At 67.7% G+C, this 17,653-nt stretch carries 20 protein-coding genes and 5 pseudogenes; 13 read left to right on the top strand and 12 right to left on the bottom strand.

Going from position 1 to position 17,653, the window contains the following annotated elements; all coding sequences use genetic code 11:
• Positions 1 to 399: 399 nt before the first annotated feature.
• On the top strand, positions 400 to 1,368 hold the full coding sequence (locus FHS42_RS33255; RefSeq protein ID WP_184579548.1) for a LysR family transcriptional regulator: 969 nt from the start codon (positions 400 to 402) through the stop codon (positions 1,366 to 1,368).
• On the opposite strand, the gene FHS42_RS33260 is transcribed toward FHS42_RS33255, so the two are convergent.
• Both FHS42_RS33260 and FHS42_RS33265 read right to left on the bottom strand, forming a co-directional pair.
• On the bottom strand, positions 1,354 to 2,538 hold the full coding sequence (locus tag FHS42_RS33260) for a S1 family peptidase (protein ID WP_184579550.1): 1,185 nt from the start codon (positions 2,536 to 2,538) through the stop codon (positions 1,354 to 1,356). The two genes, FHS42_RS33255 and FHS42_RS33260, sit on opposite strands and share 15 nt — an antisense overlap.
• A 348-nt stretch (positions 2,539 to 2,886) precedes the next feature.
• Positions 2,887 to 3,810 carry a TIGR03564 family F420-dependent LLM class oxidoreductase gene (locus FHS42_RS33265; protein ID WP_184579552.1) on the bottom strand — a complete coding sequence of 308 codons (924 nt, stop codon included), beginning with the start codon at positions 3,808 to 3,810 and terminating at the stop codon, positions 2,887 to 2,889.
• 21 nt (positions 3,811 to 3,831) lie between these two features.
• On the opposite strand from FHS42_RS33265, the gene FHS42_RS33270 reads away from it, so the two are divergent.
• The 5 genes and pseudogenes from FHS42_RS33270 to FHS42_RS33290 all read left to right on the top strand — a co-directional run bounded on the left by FHS42_RS33270 (position 3,832) and on the right by FHS42_RS33290 (position 7,103).
• Positions 3,832 to 4,065 carry a hypothetical protein gene (locus tag FHS42_RS33270; protein WP_184579555.1) on the top strand — a complete coding sequence of 78 codons (234 nt, stop codon included), beginning with the start codon at positions 3,832 to 3,834 and terminating at the stop codon, positions 4,063 to 4,065.
• Positions 4,062 to 4,888 (top strand): annotated as a pseudogene (locus tag FHS42_RS33275) (ECF transporter S component). Before FHS42_RS33270 ends, FHS42_RS33275 begins: the two are co-directional and overlap by 4 nt.
• Positions 4,889 to 4,970: 82 nt before the next feature.
• Positions 4,971 to 5,174 (top strand): hypothetical protein, encoded by a 204-nt coding sequence (locus tag FHS42_RS33280; RefSeq protein WP_184579557.1) that lies wholly within the window; start codon positions 4,971 to 4,973, stop codon positions 5,172 to 5,174.
• A 155-nt stretch (positions 5,175 to 5,329) separates the two neighbouring features.
• Positions 5,330 to 5,635, top strand: a complete 306-nt coding sequence (locus FHS42_RS33285) for a hypothetical protein (RefSeq protein WP_184579559.1) — start codon at positions 5,330 to 5,332, stop codon at positions 5,633 to 5,635.
• Positions 5,636 to 6,129: 494 nt separating this feature from the next.
• Positions 6,130 to 7,103 (top strand): annotated as a pseudogene (locus FHS42_RS33290) (site-specific integrase).
• A gap of 108 nt (positions 7,104 to 7,211) precedes the next feature.
• Here the strand turns inward: FHS42_RS33290 and FHS42_RS33295 are convergent.
• From FHS42_RS33295 to FHS42_RS33305, 3 genes and pseudogenes are all read right to left on the bottom strand, one after another.
• A complete protein-coding gene (locus FHS42_RS33295) occupies positions 7,212 to 7,562 on the bottom strand; it encodes a hypothetical protein (RefSeq protein ID WP_184579561.1) in 351 nt (116 codons plus the stop codon).
• Positions 7,559 to 8,071 (bottom strand): DUF6232 family protein, encoded by a 513-nt coding sequence (locus FHS42_RS33300; protein ID WP_184579563.1) that lies wholly within the window; start codon positions 8,069 to 8,071, stop codon positions 7,559 to 7,561. The genes FHS42_RS33295 and FHS42_RS33300 overlap by 4 nt, the downstream gene beginning before the upstream one ends.
• Before the next feature lie 214 nt (positions 8,072 to 8,285).
• A pseudogene (locus tag FHS42_RS33305) lies at positions 8,286 to 8,889 on the bottom strand (Tn3 family transposase); the annotation flags it as partial.
• Positions 8,890 to 9,142: 253 nt separating this feature from the next.
• Between FHS42_RS33305 and FHS42_RS33310 the strand changes: the two are divergent.
• Positions 9,143 to 9,394 (top strand): annotated as a pseudogene (locus tag FHS42_RS33310) (DUF4158 domain-containing protein); the annotation flags it as partial.
• Between the two features lie 24 nt (positions 9,395 to 9,418).
• On the opposite strand, the pseudogene FHS42_RS37870 reads toward FHS42_RS33310, so the two are convergent.
• A pseudogene (locus tag FHS42_RS37870) lies at positions 9,419 to 9,668 on the bottom strand (IS5/IS1182 family transposase); the annotation flags it as partial.
• A gap of 364 nt (positions 9,669 to 10,032) precedes the next feature.
• On the opposite strand from FHS42_RS37870, the gene FHS42_RS33315 reads away from it, so the two are divergent.
• The 3 genes from FHS42_RS33315 to FHS42_RS33325 all read left to right on the top strand — a co-directional run bounded on the left by FHS42_RS33315 (position 10,033) and on the right by FHS42_RS33325 (position 12,388).
• Positions 10,033 to 11,244, top strand: coding sequence for a PP2C family protein-serine/threonine phosphatase (locus FHS42_RS33315; RefSeq protein WP_184579565.1), 1,212 nt, complete (start codon positions 10,033 to 10,035; stop codon positions 11,242 to 11,244).
• Between the two features lie 163 nt (positions 11,245 to 11,407).
• Entirely contained in the window at positions 11,408 to 11,977 is a 570-nt protein-coding gene (locus FHS42_RS33320; protein ID WP_184579567.1) for a DUF6328 family protein, read from the top strand.
• Between the two features lie 150 nt (positions 11,978 to 12,127).
• Positions 12,128 to 12,388, top strand: coding sequence for a GlsB/YeaQ/YmgE family stress response membrane protein (locus FHS42_RS33325; protein WP_184579569.1), 261 nt, complete (start codon positions 12,128 to 12,130; stop codon positions 12,386 to 12,388).
• 289 nt (positions 12,389 to 12,677) lie between these two features.
• Here FHS42_RS33325 and FHS42_RS33330 read toward each other — a convergent pair whose 3' ends face one another.
• The 4 genes from FHS42_RS33330 to FHS42_RS33345 are packed head-to-tail and all read right to left on the bottom strand — an operon-like array spanning position 12,678 to position 14,312.
• Positions 12,678 to 13,016, bottom strand: coding sequence for a hypothetical protein (locus FHS42_RS33330; protein ID WP_184579572.1), 339 nt, complete (start codon positions 13,014 to 13,016; stop codon positions 12,678 to 12,680).
• A complete protein-coding gene (locus FHS42_RS33335) occupies positions 13,013 to 13,462 on the bottom strand; it encodes a hypothetical protein (RefSeq protein WP_184579574.1) in 450 nt (149 codons plus the stop codon). The genes FHS42_RS33330 and FHS42_RS33335 overlap by 4 nt, the downstream gene beginning before the upstream one ends.
• The gene (locus tag FHS42_RS33340; RefSeq protein ID WP_184579576.1) at positions 13,459 to 14,118 is read right to left on the bottom strand and encodes a hypothetical protein; all 660 of its coding nucleotides are present in this window, start codon (positions 14,116 to 14,118) and stop codon (positions 13,459 to 13,461) included. Before FHS42_RS33340 ends, FHS42_RS33335 begins: the two co-directional genes overlap by 4 nt.
• A 5-nt stretch (positions 14,119 to 14,123) precedes the next feature.
• Positions 14,124 to 14,312, bottom strand: coding sequence for a hypothetical protein (locus FHS42_RS33345; protein WP_184579578.1), 189 nt, complete (start codon positions 14,310 to 14,312; stop codon positions 14,124 to 14,126).
• A 168-nt stretch (positions 14,313 to 14,480) separates the two neighbouring features.
• On the opposite strand from FHS42_RS33345, the gene FHS42_RS33350 reads away from it, so the two are divergent.
• From FHS42_RS33350 to FHS42_RS33360, 3 genes are all read left to right on the top strand, one after another.
• The gene (locus FHS42_RS33350; RefSeq protein WP_312867149.1) at positions 14,481 to 15,302 is read left to right on the top strand and encodes a helix-turn-helix domain-containing protein; all 822 of its coding nucleotides are present in this window, start codon (positions 14,481 to 14,483) and stop codon (positions 15,300 to 15,302) included.
• Positions 15,299 to 15,505 carry a DUF397 domain-containing protein gene (locus tag FHS42_RS33355; protein ID WP_184579580.1) on the top strand — a complete coding sequence of 69 codons (207 nt, stop codon included), beginning with the start codon at positions 15,299 to 15,301 and terminating at the stop codon, positions 15,503 to 15,505. Before FHS42_RS33350 ends, FHS42_RS33355 begins: the two co-directional genes overlap by 4 nt.
• Positions 15,506 to 15,663: 158 nt before the next feature.
• Positions 15,664 to 15,876: a DUF397 domain-containing protein gene (locus FHS42_RS33360; RefSeq protein ID WP_184579582.1), complete on the top strand. Its 213-nt coding sequence runs from the start codon at positions 15,664 to 15,666 to the stop codon at positions 15,874 to 15,876.
• Between the two features lie 140 nt (positions 15,877 to 16,016).
• Here FHS42_RS33360 and FHS42_RS33365 read toward each other — a convergent pair whose 3' ends face one another.
• A complete protein-coding gene (locus tag FHS42_RS33365; protein ID WP_184579584.1) occupies positions 16,017 to 16,808 on the bottom strand; it encodes an alpha/beta hydrolase in 792 nt (263 codons plus the stop codon).
• A gap of 52 nt (positions 16,809 to 16,860) precedes the next feature.
• The gene (locus tag FHS42_RS33370) at positions 16,861 to 17,646 is read right to left on the bottom strand and encodes an alpha/beta fold hydrolase (RefSeq protein WP_184579586.1); all 786 of its coding nucleotides are present in this window, start codon (positions 17,644 to 17,646) and stop codon (positions 16,861 to 16,863) included.
• Between the last annotated feature and the right edge of the window lie 7 nt (positions 17,647 to 17,653).

Below are 17,653 nucleotides of genomic sequence, written 5' to 3' on the forward strand. Positions count from 1 at the left end.
GCCCCCCCCCCCCCCAAACACCCCCCCCCCCCCCCCCCCCCCCCCCCCCCCCCCCCCCCCCCCCCCCCCCGGGGGGGGGCCCCCGGGGGGGGGGGGGGGGCGCCCCCCCCCCCCCCCCCCCCCCACCCCGGTTCTCGTTTCCACGCCCTCGCCTCGCGCCTTGTTGCCCACTGCCGCTCTGGCCGGGGCCGGAACGGAGGCCGGGCGGGGCCATGAGGGCTGAAGGGGCTGGGAGGGCCGCGAAGACGCTGGAGAGACGGAGCCTTGGCGTATAGGCGTGCCTGATAGCGACATGGGATTATCCCGCAGGCCACCGGTCCCCCAGAGTGACTGACCAGCCGCGGATCGGTCACCGCCGATCACGCAGGCCAAAGGGTCGCGATCGCACGGGAGGTTCACATGGAACTGGAAGTCCGGCACTTGCGCGCCATCGCCGCCATCGGCACGACCGGGAGCCTCACCTTGGCCGCCCGGCAGCTGGGCATGTCACAACCGGCGCTGTCGAAGCTTCTCCAACGCATCGAGCGCAGCGTCGGCGACATGCTGTTCGTGCGTACGAAGAACGGGTCCATCCCCACCCCGCTCGGGGCGGACATCCTCGCCGAGGCCCACAGCGTCCTGCGGGGCATGACCGGCATTCGCGAACGCGCACAAGCGTGGGGTGCCAGAGGCGGCCCCCGCGACCCGCTGAAAATCGGTGGTTACTGCGGCTATCCGCAGGTCGCGCTCGCCCGGCGGTTGCGTGAGCTGCCGTGGTGTTCGGAAGTCCTGCTGCACGAGGACCTGGATGCCCAAACCGCCGTGGATGGGCTGGCGGTGGGAGTGACGGATCTCGCGATGGTCTCTGTGCCACCCGCGACGCGGCTGGTGGTGCCCGACGCCGTGAACAGTGTGACCGCCCAGGCCAGTGAACCGGTCTTCATCGCGCTGGCCCCTGACCACCCCCTCGCGGAGGAGGATTCGGTCCCGCTGGCTCGGCTCGCCGCATACCCCTGGGTGGATGAGCCGCCCGGCCACACCGTGTGGACGAGCTACGTACGACGGGTCTGTCATCAGGCGGCTGTGTCGCTCGGCCAACAACACAGCACGGTCAGCCCGTTCACCGCGTTGGAGCTGATCGCCGACCAGCGCTCGATCTTTCCCACGTTTTGCACCAGCAGCGATCGCCCGGGGCACCTCGTCATCCGGGCACTCGCCGGCGATCCCCTCCGCCTGGAGCTGCGCCTGTTCTACCGGCGCAACAGCACGGTGCACCGGCATATCGAGGAGGTCCTTCAGCACACCCAGCACGTTTATGACGCCCGGCTGGGGTGCAGCCGGGCGTATGACGCCTGGTGGCTTGGGCGCAGGCACTCACTGGCGGGATGAGGGCCCCGACCTGGTGGCCAGGGTCACCTTGTAGGTCTGCAAGATCTCGTTCACGGGCTGGAACCAGGTCGTTCCACCCTGCTTGCAGTCACCGGAGCCGCCCGAGGTGACGCCCTGTGCTTGCTGGCCCGCGATGGCGGAGCCGCCGGAGTCGCCGGACTCGGCACAGACGTTGGTCTCCAACAACTCGGTGACCTGGCCATACTCGCCGTAATCGACGGACGAATCCCAGGACTTGATGGTGCCGCAGTGCCAGCCCGTGGTGCCGCCGGACCGGCAGATGGACGCGCCGACCAGCGCCTCCCGCGACCCGGCCACATTAACCCGCTCGTTGTTGCGGTACCTGTTCACGGCCGGCACCAGTGTGTTGCCCGCATTGACCTGCACATACGCCATGTCGTCGCCGGGGAAGCTGGAGCCCTTGAAGCGACCGCTCGGCTGGGTGGTGGTCTCCCCCACCTCGCCACAGTGACCGGCGCTGACGAAACCGCCGTTGACCGTGAAGCCCACCGAGCAGCCGTACTTCGACGTCCAGTAGCGGTTGCCACCCACCACGTCGATCAGCGGGCGCGGTGCTTCCCGTACGCGCTCGTACCGCACCAGGTCGGTGCGTACCCCCGTCGCCTGCACGAATGCGCGCGCCGCCTTGTCGCTGGCCGATCGGTACCGCACCACGACAGTGTTGCCGACCGGGTCGGTACGCCACCCGCTGACCTCATCCGGCGCCCGCTCGCCCGCCCCGTCCAGGCGCCGCACCGCGGTCCGCAGCACCTTCTCGCTGTGCGTGACGCGTTGCGGCGTAGCACCTGCCGCGCGCACCGCGGCGGCATCGGCCGGGTCCGTGATCGCGACCACCAACTTCTCGCCCCGTGCGTCGTACCACGTGCCACCCAGGCTCTCGCCGAGCCGCTCGCGGATGCGACGATCCACGTCACCGGCCCGCGACTCCGCGGCGAGCCGAGAGATGGCCGCTTCCTCGCTCAACCCCAGGTCGCGCTGGAGTGCGCTGAGCGCTGCGGGCGAGGCCGCGACGGCCGCGGCGGGCGTACCGGCGAAGTCCGACCCGCTGTCGGCGCTGCCTGCACCAGCCGGCTGGGACACCAGTACGGTGGCCACGCTTGTGGCCGTGGCCAACAGGGCTATCCCCAGCGGTATTCGTCGCCTGGACATGGTGGAGCTCCTTCGCTGTGAGGGGAGGGGCGAACAACCGGTCCACCCGCCCTGTGCTCACCTGGGAGCAGCCGCATCACAGCGCTACCCTGCACCGCACGACGGTCGCACGGCCTGAACGTCTGACGGGCATGGTGGCCTGGACGGTTGTTCCGAGCCGCGATCCGGCGCGTCTTGAGGGAAACTCAGCGCCTACAGCGAAGGTAGCCACGGCGGACGCGACCGTGCAGATGACACCTCGGCATAACCACATTCGGCCACGTAGCGGGTTTGTGTTACGAGGCCACGGCGTGGCCAGCGGCCCCGGCCGGGCCGCCGCTCCCCTCACCCCCGCTTCGTTCGGCTCGCTCAGCCCGCCAGGCTCCCCAGCAGGTCCCAGGTGCGGCGGCGGATTGCGTCGCCGGCCAGGTCCGTGCTGGCGAACACCACCTCGGTCGCGCCGGCATCGCGGTAGCGCTGCACCTCAGCGGCGACCGTGGCCTCGTTGCCGATGACGGCCACGTCGGCGGCCCGGGTCCCGCCGGACAGCTCGATCACGCGGGCGTAGGACGGGAACTGCTCATAGAACGCCAACTGCTCCGCGGCGGTCGCGCGGGCGGACTCGACGTCGTCGGTCACCACGCCGTTGACCATCGCGACGATTCGAGGCGCTGGGCGACCTGCCGCCTCGGCCGCCGCGTTGACGGCGGGGACGATGTGGTCGGCCAGGGCGCGCGGGCCCGCGAGGTAGGGCAGGATGCCGTCCGCAAGTTCGCCACTCACCCGCAGCGCCTGCGGGCCCATCGCGGCCACCAGGAGGGGCACCCCGCCTTCGGCGCCCGGCACCCGGGCCGGAATTGGCGTGGTGGCGGTCAGCAATTCGCCGTGGAAGTCGGCGCCGCCCGTCTCCAGCAACTGCCGGATGGCGGTGAGGAATTCTCGCAGCCGGGTGATGGGCCGCTCGAAGGGGATGCCGTAGGGGACCTCGACAAAAGTCTTGGAGCCCAGCGCGAGACCAAGGTGATAGCGGCCGTGCGTGGCCGCCTGCGCGGTCTGGGCCTGGCTGGAAACCAACAGCGGGTGGCGGGCGAAGACGGGGATTGCCGACGTCCCCACCTGAAGTTCGGGCACCTCACGCCCTACGATCGCTGCGAGTTGAGGTGAGTCGGGGCCAAAGGTCTGCCCGAACCAGGCGGACTGTAAGCCGGCAGCCGCGGCCTCGGCAGCAAGCTCCACCGTGGCATCGACCTGGTTGGCGGCATTCGCCGCACTCAGTGCTACTCCGATAGTCATGTCAGCAGCAACTCACGGCGGGTGACCACGCATTCCCCCTTTTCCACCGCAGCTGCACGGCAGTGCGGTACGCGCGCCGCGCACGGCTGCGGGAAGGGGTATCTGGCCTTCCTCGCCGTAGAGCAGGTGGCCGCGGCGCTCGCCGATAATGATCACAAGGTTGCGGCGCTGACCAATGGTGCGGCGGCCTCGGCGCCCACCGACAGCGGCCAGGCGACTGCGGCGCTGGCCAACGGCGACCGGGAGGCCAAGTGAAGTCGCCCCGCGCCGCCACGGCCATTCGGCTCACCCCGCGGGCCGGGGTCGTCATCGCGCTGGCCGTCGCCCTTGGCCTGGTCGCCTTCTTCTGGCCGTTCGTCGTCGCCCCAGGGACGTTCAGCTCCCAGTACGCGCCGCTGCTGATCTTCGGCGTGCTCCTGCTGCTCGTCCTGTGCGTGGCGCTCCGAGATCGCCGAGGGCGGCATCGACTCCAAGGCCCTGGCGATGCTCGGCGTACTGTCCGCCGTCAACGCGGCACTGCGCCCGCTGGGCGCTGGGACCGCCGGCATTGAAACGGTCTTCTTCATCCTGTTGCTGGCCGGCCGCGTCTACGGACCCGGGTTCGGCTTCACCCTCGGCTGTACGTCTTCGTTCGCCTCCGCCCTGATCACCGGCGGCGTCGGGCCGTGGATGCCGTACCGAATGTTCGGCTGCGCCTTCGTCGGCATGCTCGCCGGCCTCCTCCCCCGAGCAAGTGGGCGGCGCGAAGTGCTGAGTGTTGGCCGTTTACGGGTCGCGCTCCGGCTACCTCTTCGGCTTCCTCCTCAACCTGTCGTTCTGGCCGTTCTCGCTCGATCCGAACAGTTCCCTCGCCTATCTGCCCGGCCTGCCCTTCACCGAGCAGTGGCAGCGCTACGTCGCCTTCGACGTCGCAACCTCGCTGGGCTGGGACACCGGCCGCGCGATCACCAACTTCGTGTGCATCATGCTGGCCGGCCCGACGGTCCTCACCACGTTCCGGCGCGCCGCGCGCCGGGCCCACTTCGAGGCCCCGGTACGGTTCACCCCGCCGCGGCCCACGGAAACCAGCGAAGACTGACCCCGCCGCCGACAGTTGCCGACAGTTGCCGACACCGCGTGACCGACACCGCGCTTTCGTCCTTCACGCACACTTGGTTCTCGTGACGAAGTACCGACTCAAGGTCCTCAAGGACACACACCTGACACGCATGGAGGAGACCACGCTCGCGTCTGCGAGGACCTCGCAGGTGAGTTGGTGGAATCCAGCGGACGACCGCGCACCACGCCCTCGTCCACCGCGGCCTCTGCTCCGCCCCATCGCGCACGCGCTGGCCACCGAGATCGCGAAGGGCACCGGCCAGTGACCGAGGAGGCACGGCCAGGGCCGGCGGCACCGGGGCCGGGCGTCGGCGACGCCGTACGGGACATAATCCGAGTGGTGGTTTCGGACCATGAGAGATGGATCTGGAGCAGGCTGACATAGCGAGAATCTGAGGAAAAAATGGTGAGGGGGCGCCACTTGAGTAATTCCTACAGATCAAAAGAAAGGGTTGAAGGGTATCGTTGGTTGAATCACTCAGACGATGAAGAGGGGGAAGGCACCCATGATGAGAAGGATGTTGACCAAGGGTCGCAAGCGCCCCACGGTGTTGGCCGTGTAATCCGCAAGGTGTTGCCATGGCTGGTATTTCTAGCCCTCGTCGTATTCGTGGTATACGCCGTTGCCTGGTTTATTGACTTCAATAATGATCTGGAGCACCCGGAGGGCAACTTCGATGATTGGCAGTGTGATCCAGATTATGGAACCTGTGGCCCGAGCGGATGACCTTCGTTTGGAATCCTTGAACTGCCCCCAGGTTCGGTGGAAATCCCGAATTATGGTTGTGAGTCGGAGTTCGTGGTTACCGGATGGATGCAGGGCAGGCGACTTCAGCAGGCTCAGCTGGCGAGGCTCCCACAGCCGGCGTTCGTCAGCACAACGCCGCTCCCGAGATGAGACGAGAGCGTCTCCGTTTGTGGAGATGCACGTGCCTTGCGAGGTGACTTCATCGCAACAGGCCCTGCCGACAGCCGAAAGCGGCTCACATAATTGTTGAAGGGGACGGGCCTTTTCGGGGGTTGAGGAACATCGGAACGAAAACCGGCGCTAAGCCTCGATCGGCCCTGGTGGGCGGCTGACGGAGCGTCGGCGATCGAACCCGTCGGAAGTCGTCCCGCAGATAACGCCCTATTATCTGCGGCATCGCCGGAGTCGACCTGCGGCGAGGTCGCCGCGCCGCTGCGCGAAGCGACCCCGTTATCTGTGGCAAGGAGGAAGCGGTGCCTGCCGTCGTCCAGCTCCGGTCCGAGAAGGCGCTGACCGTCCGGTCGGCGGCCGACGTCTTCCTCGGCTCGCTCGCCAACCCGAACACCGCCCGCGGCTACGGCACCGGTGTCGGGAAGACCGCCGAACGGCTTGGCGAGGACCGGCCGCTGGCGGCCGTGGTCGCGACGAGGTCGGTGAGGCGCTGGAACTGCTGTGGGGCACTGCGGCGGTCAACACCTGGAACGCCCGCCGAGCAGCGGTGCTGTCCTGGCTCGGCTGGTGCGCGGACCACGGCTACGACGGCCCGGCGGTGCCGGCCTGGGTGAAGCGGATGACGCCGCCGGACTCTGAGACCCCGGCCCGGCCGAAGCTGGCCGTCGACCGGCTGATCGCCCGCCGGGAGGTTCCGCTGCGGGAGAAGACGCTGTGGCGGATGGTCTACGAGACCTGCACGCGGGCGGAGGAGATCCTCGGGGCGAACATCGAGGAGCTGGACCTGCCGGGGCGCCGGGCGCCGGTGAAGGCCAAGGGCGCCGCCGCCCGGCGCCGGGGCGGGCGGGCGCGGGAGGACTTCGTGCTGGAGACGGTCTACTGGGACGCCGGCACCGCGCGGCTGCTGCCCCGTCTGCTGCGCGGCCGCACCCGCGGCCCGGTCTTCGTCACCCACCGCCGCCCCGGCCCGGGGAAGGTGATCGCACCGCGCGACGTGTGCCCGGACACCGGGCTGGCTGGGCTGTCGTACGGGCAGGCCCGTGCCCTGCTGGATGCCCACACCCCGGTCGGCGGGGCGCCGGGCACGGGCTGGGACCTGCACGAGTACCGGCATTCGGGCCTTACGCACCTGGGTGAGGCCGGAGCCAACCTGCCGATGCTGATGGCGAAGTCCCGGCACAAGAAGCCGGAGAACGTACGGAAGTACTTCCACCCCTCGGCGGAGGCGATCGCCGAGGTCACGAGTCTGCTCGCGCCGGGGGACAGCAGACGGTGAGGCCCTACAGGCCGGGGACGCCGTGGGAACTCGGCCGCTATCTCCAGGCCCGGGTTCGCCGCTTTGCCTACGACGTAGGCCATGACCGTACCCATCAGGGCAGGCCCGTCAGCCCAGCAGCCCGAGCAGCCGCCCCAGCGCCTCCACGACGGGCCTGCCCACCTCGCCCACGGTCGCCGCGATCTGCGCGACGGATGCCAGGATCATGCCGCGCTCACGCAGGGCGGCCCGGTCGGGAGTGAGCGCGGGCAACGCGTTCTCCACGGTTTGGGCTTGGTCCGGGGTGAGCTTCGGGCGCAGGTCCTCGAGGAGGCGGGTGAGGTCCCTCACGGCGGCCTGCAGCTCGGTGTCCTGAGCGGTGCCGTCGTTATGGACGACGGTGCCGTGGTTGATCCCTGTGTTTCCCCTGCCGCCGTTCATGTTGACGATGGAACCGAAGTTGTTCGATGTGTCGCTCATAGTGTCATCCCTGTGTTTCCCCTACCGCCGTTCATGTTGACGACGGAACCGAAGTTGTTCGTGGTGTTGTACTGCTCAAGGACGGCGGAAAACTCGTATTCCGGGTGGTCGATCGCGTACACGATCTGCCCGGCGATCGCTTGTAGTTCATCCATGGTCGGCAGGGTCAGGACCACCCTGGAACCGCTGTTCAGCTCGACGACCAGCACCGGCTTCCTCGACCAGAGCAGGAAGGCGCAGACAACGACCAAGGCGAACAGGGCCAGGACGGCCGGAGCAGGGCCGCCGCCCCCGCCGCCCCCGCCCATGGAGTCGAGCCAGGCGGAGACCACGAAGGCGATGACCACCAACAGCACGAGGTAGCCGCCGGCCTTGCCCCAGGCGGGCTTCAGCCTGAACGCTTCGACCCAGCTGACATTGCGCAACGGAACCGCCGCCGACCCCACCCACAGGATCTGCCGCTGGACCCGGAGTTCCAGCGGCTTTCCCCCGCGGGGAGGCAGCGGCATCGGCGGCATCTGAGCAGGCGGCTGCGGCGGCTGAGGCGGGGGCCGGGGCGGAAGCTGTGGCGGATGCCCGGGAGGTGGTACGCCGATGCCGCCTGTGTGATCCATGGTCCCCCCGCGCTGTCGTCACAACCACCCGCGCAGTGCGTGGCGCGGGAGCATCATTAAGCCTGTGCGGGGTCGTGGGACGGCAGACGAGATACGGCCAATGTCATCGTCATTCGTCGGCGGCGTCCGGGTCCCGCAGCGGACGTAGACCGCCGGGCAGGTCGGGAAGCTGGAACGAGTACCGGCCCAGCATGTTGATGTGCTGCCGTACGAACGGTGAGAGGCGGGCGACGTCCTCGTCGCGGACGTCGAACCCGTCCGCCCGTAGTTGGGCGACGGCCGCGTCCATGTACCTGGTGTTGAACAGCACGACGGCGTTGAGGACCAGGCCGAGCGCGCCGAGCTGGTCCCTCCATGCCGTCCTGGTAGCGCTGGTAGAGCTGCCCGGAACGGCCGTGGAAGATCTTCCGGGCGAGCGCGTGGCGGCCCTTCTGGAGGTTAGCCTGCGCCTTGATCTGGCGGCGGTAGCCGGGCTCGTCGGCCAGGCGCAGGATGTGCAGGGACTTGGCGATTCGCCCGTAGTGCGCGATCGCGTCCCCTAGCGGGGTCGGCCGTCCGTCCCGCGACAGCATCCGGATCACGTCGTACGCGCGGACCGCGCCGGTGTGGATGGAGCCGATGATCCGCAGGATGTCATCCCACCAGCGTTCGATGCGGGCGAGGTCGACCCGGCCGCGGGCGGCTTCCTGGAAGGCGCGGAGCACACTGTCGCCACGCCCAAGTGATGGCGACTCCTCCGCACATTACGGTGCTCCACCACCCCGGCTCACCAAACTCACCCAGGCCGTCTCAGCCCTCATCTGACCAACTCGGAGTGACGGAGTGAGGATGGAAAAGGGGTTGAGGAACATCGGAACGAAAACCGGCGCTAAGCCTCCCGTGCACCTGAGAGCGCTTTGCCCTGGACTTCTTCGAGGGCGGAGCCTTCAGCAGTCGTGTTGATCATTGACTGTGTGGAGGTCCGGGGTGCCGGTCGAGTTTCTGACGGATGCACAAACTGCCGCGTACGCAGCGTACGACGGGGCGCCGTCCCGTACGGAGTTGGAGCGGTTCTTCTTCCTGGACGGCGCGGACCGGGAGCTGATCGAGGGCAAGCGGCCGTCCCACAACCGGCTGGGCTTCGCGGCCCAGCTCACGACCGCGCGCTACCTCGGGGTGTTCCTGAACGACCCGACCGACGTGCCGGCCGAAGTCGTCGACTACCTCGCCGAGCAGCTCGGCACGACGAGGGCGCGGATCTTTGCGCGCGTGGGCCCGGTTCACCAACTTTCGGCCGGTGGGAGCGTCACCCACCGGCCCCAGTACGGAGTGCAGACCGTGCCGCCGGCGCCCTGGTGAGCCTTGTCCGCTCAGCACGGGATGCTGACGTCGGCGAGGGCGTTGACGATGCCGTGCTCGCGGGCCGCGCGGATGCCGTGGCCGGCTCCGGGCAGGGCTGGTGAGGCCCACAGCAGTCGGCGAAGGGGTCGGCCAGGAGTTGCACGTTCATCCCGTCCGAAGAACTGGCGTGCTCTCGCCCAACACCACGGCCGACGCGAGCACATGAGCGACATCATCCAAGCCGTCGCCGGACTCCTGGCCCACCAGCAGACCACCACCCTGGCAAGCGGTACCCGAACGCCAACAGGCCAGCGAATCCGCGGCCCTCGACGCGCCACCACCAACCACGCACGAGCGCGTTAGGCGCGCTCGCGCGCCAACGCCCCGAAGTAACCGCGCCCCCGGCCCCCCACCACTGCGCCCCCGCGGCTCTCCGGCGCAGTCGGGCTGACGGCCATCGCTTCACCCTCCAGGAGCAATCTGGTAATCCCCCCACCACTCCGGGGCAGAAGCAGCGGCAAACGGAGGAGGTTGTCGTGGGCAAGGATGCGCTGGACCTGGGGGAAGTCCTAACGGAAGCGGAGAACGCGTCACCCGTGGAATCGGTGGATGTCGTCGCGCTGAGCCTTCAAAAGCGGTTCGGTGCGTCGTGTGTGTCCTTCCTATGCGCCGATCTCGTGGGTCGAGAGCTGGTTCGCATGGTCACGGCGGACGGGCCCAACAGCGGTCCCGGCGGGGAGCGCATCGCTTTCGGGGACAACGCGTACAGCAGGGTGTTGAGGGATCAGGCGCTGTACCACGAGCCTGATGGTGAGGGTGGTCGCCGAGTGATCGCGCCGGTCACCAATCGGGGCGACTGCGTCGGCCTGCTGGAGATGACCCTCCCCCACACGGATGACTCGGTGCTGCGACAGGTGGCAGAGGCCGCGCACGCCCTGGCGTACATCATCGTGACCGACCGCCGTTTCACCGACCTCTACCACGGGAGCCGGCGCACCACGCCGACGAGCCTGGCGGCGGAGATCCAGCACCAGTTGCTGCCCTCGGCCCCGTGCTGCGAGGCCGCTCAGTTCATCATCGCGGGCGGTCTGGTGCCGGCCGACGACATCGGCGGGGACACCTATGACTACGCTCTCGACCGCCACACCCTGCATCTGTCCATCACCGATGCCATGGGCCACGACACGGACTCCGCTCTCCTCGCGACGCTGCTTCTGGGCGCCCTGCGCAACGCGCGACGCGCGGGGTGTGACCTCGCGGAGCAAGCCCGCCGGGCACACCGTGCCCTGCTCGACCACGGCCGCGGCCTGGCGACGGGCCAGTTGGCGCGCATCGGTCTACGGGACGGCCGGGTGCGCCTGGTCAACGCCGGGCACCCGTGGCCCCTACTCCTGCGCGACGGTGCCGTCGAGGAGATAGAACTCGGTGTCAACCTGCCCTTCGGTGTCCCCTCGCCCGTTCCCTACCAGGTCCAGGAGTGGGACCTGCGCCCCGGCGATCGGTTGGTCATGCTGACCGACGGCATGCAGGAGCGGGCCGCCGCGGAAGTTGATCTACCCGCCCTCGTCCGCGACACCGGCCCCCTGCACCCTCGGGAGGTCGTACGGGCCCTGAGCAACGCCGTGCTCGATGCCTGCCGGGGCCGCCTGCCGGACGATGCCACCGTCCTGTGCCTGGACTGGCACGGCACCCGCACCACGAGCAGACGCACCATCGCGGGAGTCATGGCCGCCGATCCCTGGGGGTAGCGGCCTGGCCCGGGAGGCGGTGGCTTGGCCCTGTCCCCGAACGGTTGAGCACGCGGCATTGACGGTCGTACCACCCAGCGGGTCTGACGAGGCCGATTCACCGGGGAGGCGTATGGATCGACCTCAACAGGGCAGCCGGTTTCTTTGGAAACTGGAGGATGCCATGACCATGACGAAGCAGCCCACCGAACCAAGAGAGGAAGATCCCTCGCGCGGCGCATGCGACACGTCCCGCAGACCCGAGCCCCTTGAGGAGGCTCCGGAACCCGCACGTGAGCGCGTCAACCGCCGGTGGAACGAGATCCTCCAAGAGACGCGGGTCGCACAGACTGGCGTACAGATTCTCTTCGGGTTCCTGCTCAGCGTGGCCTTCACCCCGCTCTTTCGCGAACTGGGCACCTTCGACCGGAACATCTACATCATCACCGTGGTGCTGGGTGCGTCGGCCACCGGGTCGCTCATCGCGCCCGTCTCCATACACCGCTTTCTGTCCGGCCAGAGCATGAAGGACGAAGTGGTGGAAACCGCCGCTCGCTTGATGATGTGCGGCATGGTCCTCCTCGCCCTGACCATCGGATGCACCCTCCTGCTGATACTCCGCGTCGTCATCCCGGGCGTCCTCGCCGAGGTGCTGGCCGGCGGGGTCATGCTGTGGTTCGGCTTCTGCTGGTACGTACTGCCCTTGCGGCTGCGCCACCGCGCCGCTCGGCGCTCGGACACTGAGGACGCGTAGCTCGTCCAAGTCCGCTCGGGTGCCTACGGCCAGGAGACCTGTGCCGTAGCCAACTACTGAGACGCACACCACGTGGGGAAATGCTTAGAGGATGCCGCTGCGGGCACATGAGCGAGAGCAGATTTACCAGTAGATCGAAAGGGAATTACCGTGTCTTTTCTGTGGGCTATTATCGCCGGACTCATCATCGGGCTGCTGGCCAAGCTCGTCGTTCCCGGACGCCAGCCCATTCCCCTGTGGCTCACGGTGATTTTGGGTATCGTCGGCGCTCTTGCGGGCAACGGGCTCGCCACCGCCTTTGGCGTACGTGACACCGGCGGCATCGACTGGATTCGGCACTTCTTCCAAATCGGCATCGCCGCCGTGCTGATCGCTGCCGTAACCCCCGTGTGGCTCCGACGACGCGCCTGATCCCACGCACTCGTGCCGCGCTTGTTTCAGCGGGCGCCTGATGATCGGCGTACCGACTGCGATACGAAGGCGAGCGACGCTAGGCCTAGGGCGGCGCCTAGAAGTTGGAGTACCGCCTACGGCTCCGCCAACGCCCCGCACGGCACGTGGCCGTGCGGGGCGCGCTGGCTGGGCCAGCACAAAGTCTCGATGGGTCGGTTCGCAACGGCCTGTCGAGACTTTCTTGTTGCGGCAACAATTGGCTCCTTCGCGAACGTCCATTACCTGGCGACTTCCGTGTCACCAACGGTTATGGCGTCTGCTTGTTCAAGCGCGAAAGGGCGTGTGTGTAGTGGCGGGTCCAGAGGCGATTCAGGCGGGTGAGGGCGGTGGTGGCGACAAGTCGGAGGGCGGGCGTGGCAATGGGGAGGGCGATGGGGGGATGGATTTCGCACAGGTCGGCGGTGCCGAAGGCGGACACATGGAAGCGGGCGTGTCCACTGTGGGCGCGATGGGTGGCCATCCATACGTCCACTTCAGCAATGGTGAGCCTGTCGTCTGCCTCCGCTTCGCACTCTTCACCGTCCCCGAGGCAAAACGCGGCGTAGCCGTGGGTGTGCGTTTCCCAATGGCGCGGCAAGGGGATCATCGGCGGGTTTCCTTTCGCGGTGGGGTGGTTACTGCGGCATGCAGGGCGCGCGTCAGCACGGCGTCAAGGTCTTCGCTGGAAGCCCAGCGACGGCGGTAAGGGGTGGGGTGGCAGGGGCAGGGGCTGAGTTCACCGACTGCCGTACGGGCATCGGTGCCCGAGACCCACCCGCCGTCCACGACCATCGTCATGTGTTCGAGTCGCCGGAAGTCCGTGGCGAGTACGCGGTGGCGGCTGGGCAGTTCCCGTCCGACAGCGTGCGCGGCGCGCTCGGACGCGCAGAGCAGCAACTCGCCGGGGCGCAGGATGACGCCCGGCACCTGCCACGGGGTCGCATCGTCGCGAACCAACAGGACCTGCGGCATGCCGCCACTCACATCCCCCGGCGCGTCAGGGTCCAGCGGCTTCCACACCAGCAAGCACACCTGCACCTGCCGGCCAGTCATGACGCACCACCGATACTCCTGGGGAGGTCGGTGAGGTGGGAGAGTCCGCACTCGCCGGGTGCCAGGCCGTTGGTGGTCATGATGCCGGCCTCGTCCGCGCCGTCCGACCAAAAGAAGCCGCCTGGCCCGGCGAGCGCGTCCAGCGGCAGTTGCCTACGGTGCACGTTGGGGCGCAACTCGCCGGACGCCAGCGCCTGTGGATCGAACTGCGCGTCTTCGTAGGCTCGTTGAAACTCGAAGTCCGTCGCATGCTCCCACCCGCACGCCGGGTCGGAAGGGCCGGCGTCGGCCTCGGCGCGGGCCGCTGCGCTGGCGAGGAAGAACCGCAGCACGGTGCCATCGGTGGTACGCACGGTGTGCTGACCGGTCAGCACCAGGGCTCGCCTGTCGGCACCGCCCTGCGGGTGCGTTGCACGCCGATGGGCGTGCAGCGCTTCTACGGCCTTGCGGTACTGCGGCCAGTCCCGCAGCGCGCGGGCACGGTCCCGGACGGTGGCCACCGTCCGGCACGTAGCGCACGATTGAGCAGCGGGCTCCCTATCGACGTGCTCCACCAAGGGCACATCGGACGCCAACTGGTCATTGATGGCGCAGAGTTGCGCCAACTTCATGTCCGCCGGTTCGGCGGCGGGGGGCCAGTGGTCGGGCAAGTCCACGAGGATCAGCCCTCCCCGCGACTGCGGCAGTTGGGGCACGCACAGGCCGGCCACCGGATCGGATAGTGGGCATCAAGCCACTGTTCCGTCACGTCGTCGGGGTCGATGGAGACGACCGTCGCGGCTTGACTGGCCCGGGGCGGGCCCTCGCCGGGGCGTTTGCGGTAGACCTTCATGGTCATCGTGTGCTTCATCGCATGCGCTTTCTGGCAGACCTAACAGCGCTCGGACCATGCCGTGCGCTGGCGTGATCACATGGGGTAATCACTCCCTCACAGCATTGCCTGGCGACCGTCAAGGGTCCACGCTGATCCGGAGACCAACGATTGCCTGGTCTCAGGAACACGATGGGGTGACGCAAAGTGGAACTACACGAAGACGACGACAAGTTGACGCCTCACGTCCTGATCGGCCGACACCTGCGGCGCGTTCGAGAGATGGCTGGGATCACACAGCGCGCCCTCGCTGAGCAGATCGGCTATCCGTACTCATACATCGCGCGCGTGGAGCGACATGAGCAGCTTCCCTCGGAGGCCCTGGCGGAAGCGCTGGACGTTCATCTACGCACCGGCGGCCTATTCTGCGATCTGTTGTCAATGTCAATGAACTCCCTGGTAGCGCCCTACTCGCAGGAGTTCGAAACGACGGAAGCGGAGGCGTTACGGATCGAGGTGTTCACCAGCAGCCTGATCCCGGGACTCCTCCAGACCGAGGACTACGCTCGCGAGGTACTGGCCGCCGGGCTTCCCCATGACCTGCTGGGTGAAATGGAAACGCGCGTGGCGTCTCGCATGGACCGACAGAAGGTCCTGTCGCGCGACGATCCGCCACTTTTCTGGTCGATCATGGACGAGAGCGCTCTGAAACGACCGACGACGAATCGGCGCGTCATGATCGAACAACTCGACCGTGTCATCGGCAGCGTAAGTGAGCGAGTGCGTGTCCAGATCTTGCCGTTCGGGCAAGCGTTCCATCCACTGATGAGCGGTAGCCTGACGTTGTTGACCAAGGCCAACGGCGTCACTCGGAGCCTTGTGGAAAGCTTCGGCACTGGGGTAGCGATCGACGTGCCGCGTCAAGTGATGGACCTGCAAGATCGATTTGACGTGGCCCGCTCTCAAGCGCTTCCCCCGCTGGAGTCTGTGGAGCTGATCCGCACCTATTTGAGGGAGTACAAAGGATGATGATTCCGGACACCTTGTGGGTGAAGTCTTCCTACAGCGGCATGGAGAACGCTTGTGTTGAGTGGGCTCCGATCCATGCGGCAACGAACGGCACTGTCCCCGTCCGCGACTCCAAGGACCCGCACGGCCCCGCCCTCGCTTTCACCACGTCGGCCTGGTCGGCGTTCCTCGCCGGGGTCAAGGCCGACGAGTTCGGCGTCTGAACCACCAACGCCAAGAGCCCCGCCACTCCCCGCTAAGGAGTGGCGGGGCCATCGTTCGGTATGGCCGCGGACCTCGCCGATATCCCGCATCGACGGACGCCACGCCCCCGCGACGTGGACACCCCAAAGATTCTGGAACGGCTCGCGAAAGAGATCCCATGAAGAACAACATCAGCCCGTCCCAGTGGCGGAAGTCCTCGTACTCCAACGGTGGCGGCAACTGCATCGAGTGGGCCCCTGCGCACGCGGCCACGATCGGTGTCGTCCCTGTCCGCGACTCCAAGGACCCCCACGGCCCCGCCCTCAGCTTCACCGCGCCCGCCTGGTCGGCGTTCCTCGCCGGGGTCAAGGCCGACGAGTTCGGCGTCTGAACCACCAACGCCAAGAGCCCCGCCACTCCCCGCTAAGGAGTGGCGGGGCCATCGTTCGGTATGGCCGCGGGCCTCCCCGCTATCCCGCATCGACGGACGCCACGCCCCCGCGACGTGGACACCCCACCGCGTACCGTCCCTCACGGGCTCGGCAGCACGCCCTCCGCACCCGTCACGAAGTCGACCGTGCGCCGGACCATGCCCTCATCGCGCAGGACTCGGGTGTGGCCCAGGTTCTCGACCTTGACCAGTTCGGCCCGCGGCCACGCGTTCACCAACGCCTCGCTGTCCGACACGGGGGATTCCGTGTCGTCTTCGTCATGGACGATCAGTAGTTCGCTCGAAAACCCGGGCGCCGCGGTCACCGGCTCGATGTCGTCGAACTTGACGCCCAACCATTCCTCCGCGCGCGCCCTGACCTCAGCGATCGTCTCCGGCGGGACCTGCATCACTTCCCTGGAGCGGCGCCACAGGGTCGTATAGCTGCTGATCGGGTTGAAGAACACGGCCTTGTTCACAGCGAGTCCGCGAGACATCGCATACGTGGTGGCGGCGGCGCCCAGCGAGTGGGCGACGACGGCGTGGATGGGGCCATATCGGTCGTTCGCGGCCTCGATCGCCTTGGCGAAGTGGATGACCGACGACTCCTTGCCCTCCGACTCGCCGTGGCCGGGCAGATCCACGATGACCGCCGTGCATCCCGCCCTCACGAGAGCGTCGGCCAGTACGGCGACGTGCCCGGCGTTGCCCGACCAGCCATGTACCAGCAGGACGCGGCGCTGGCCTTCGCCCCAGACGTAATGGACCACCTTGTTGCCATCGACTACCTCGGCCTCGGTTGAAGCCTGGTTGAGGATTTCCTTAGTCGCGCTGGGGCGCTGGGTGCGCATCGGCGTGAAGGCGAGCTGCCGCAGTTTTTCCGTCATGTCCATGTGTCGTGTGACTCCTCAGTACGCCGACCGGCCGACGAGCCGGACCCGTGTCCTATCGCGCTTCCCTCAGGTAGGCGGAGACCAGGCTCCGTACCTGTAGTGACTCCATGATGTCGAAGTGGCCTGCGCCTTCGATGAGTTCCATGTTCGCCTGCGGCCAGCCGGCGTGGAGGTCCTTGGCGTGCGCAGGTGGTACATACGCGTCGGCGGCTCCATGGATGATCAGCCCCGGCACGTTGATCGTCTTGACGACTTCCGCTGGCGAGTATGTGGCCCACACGTCCTTGCCGAAGCAGTTTCCGATCTGCCCGATCAACTCCTGGACCTGGTCGCCTTCCAGTGCGTGCAACTCGGCGAACTTCTCGACCAGGAACATCATGCTCGCAGGGGACGAAATCGATACCAGCGCCTTGGCGTTCAGTTCGCCGTGCCATGCCGACAGGGCCCACAACCCGCCCATGGAATGGCAGATCACCGCGTGCAGGTCAGCGATCCGGTCGTAGATGCCGCGCAGCAGGTCACGTATCTCGCCCGGATCGACCGCCGCCGCTCCAAGCGCCTCCCCGTGGCCGGCCACGTCGAACAGCACCACCCGATAGCCCTGCCCCAGCAGTTCATCGGCCATGGTGACCATGCTGCCCAGGTTGGCGTTGACGCCGTGCACAAGGAGTACGGTCGGTCCCTTGCCGCTCTGGAAGAACTTGTAGAACCTTCCGTTCACCTTGATGGTGTGCGAGCGGCACCGATTGAGGAATTCCTTGGCGAACGGGTCGTGCGGAAGCCTGGTGACCTTGCAGAACTCCCGTACGAGGTCGGGCATTGCCTCGGCGTGGCTCATGGTGCGT

This window comes from Streptomyces zagrosensis, from assembly GCF_014203645.1.
In the GTDB taxonomy this organism is placed as follows: domain Bacteria; phylum Actinomycetota; class Actinomycetes; order Streptomycetales; family Streptomycetaceae; genus Streptomyces; species Streptomyces zagrosensis.

Bases quoted from the DNA above. Each gene is read 5' to 3' on its own strand.
- FHS42_RS33370 (WP_184579586.1), bottom strand. From the start codon at position 17,646: ATGAGCCACGCCGAGGCAATGCCCGACCTCGTACGGGAGTTCTGCAAG.
- FHS42_RS33365 (WP_184579584.1), bottom strand. From the start codon at position 16,808: ATGGACATGACGGAAAAACTGCGGCAGCTCGCCTTCACGCCGATGCGC.
- FHS42_RS33300 (WP_184579563.1), bottom strand. From the start codon at position 8,071: ATGCCGCTGCCTCCCCGCGGGGGAAAGCCGCTGGAACTCCGGGTCCAG.
- FHS42_RS33265 (WP_184579552.1), bottom strand. From the start codon at position 3,810: ATGACTATCGGAGTAGCACTGAGTGCGGCGAATGCCGCCAACCAGGTC.
- FHS42_RS33255 (WP_184579548.1), top strand. From the start codon at position 400: ATGGAACTGGAAGTCCGGCACTTGCGCGCCATCGCCGCCATCGGCACG.
- FHS42_RS33330 (WP_184579572.1), bottom strand. From the start codon at position 13,016: ATGATCCCCTTGCCGCGCCATTGGGAAACGCACACCCACGGCTACGCC.
- FHS42_RS33320 (WP_184579567.1), top strand. From the start codon at position 11,408: ATGACCATGACGAAGCAGCCCACCGAACCAAGAGAGGAAGATCCCTCG.
- FHS42_RS33360 (WP_184579582.1), top strand. From the start codon at position 15,664: ATGAAGAACAACATCAGCCCGTCCCAGTGGCGGAAGTCCTCGTACTCC.
- FHS42_RS33335 (WP_184579574.1), bottom strand. From the start codon at position 13,462: ATGACTGGCCGGCAGGTGCAGGTGTGCTTGCTGGTGTGGAAGCCGCTG.
- FHS42_RS33260 (WP_184579550.1), bottom strand. From the start codon at position 2,538: ATGTCCAGGCGACGAATACCGCTGGGGATAGCCCTGTTGGCCACGGCC.
- FHS42_RS33345 (WP_184579578.1), bottom strand. From the start codon at position 14,312: ATGAAGCACACGATGACCATGAAGGTCTACCGCAAACGCCCCGGCGAG.
- FHS42_RS33295 (WP_184579561.1), bottom strand. From the start codon at position 7,562: ATGAGCGACACATCGAACAACTTCGGTTCCATCGTCAACATGAACGGC.
- FHS42_RS33355 (WP_184579580.1), top strand. From the start codon at position 15,299: ATGATGATTCCGGACACCTTGTGGGTGAAGTCTTCCTACAGCGGCATG.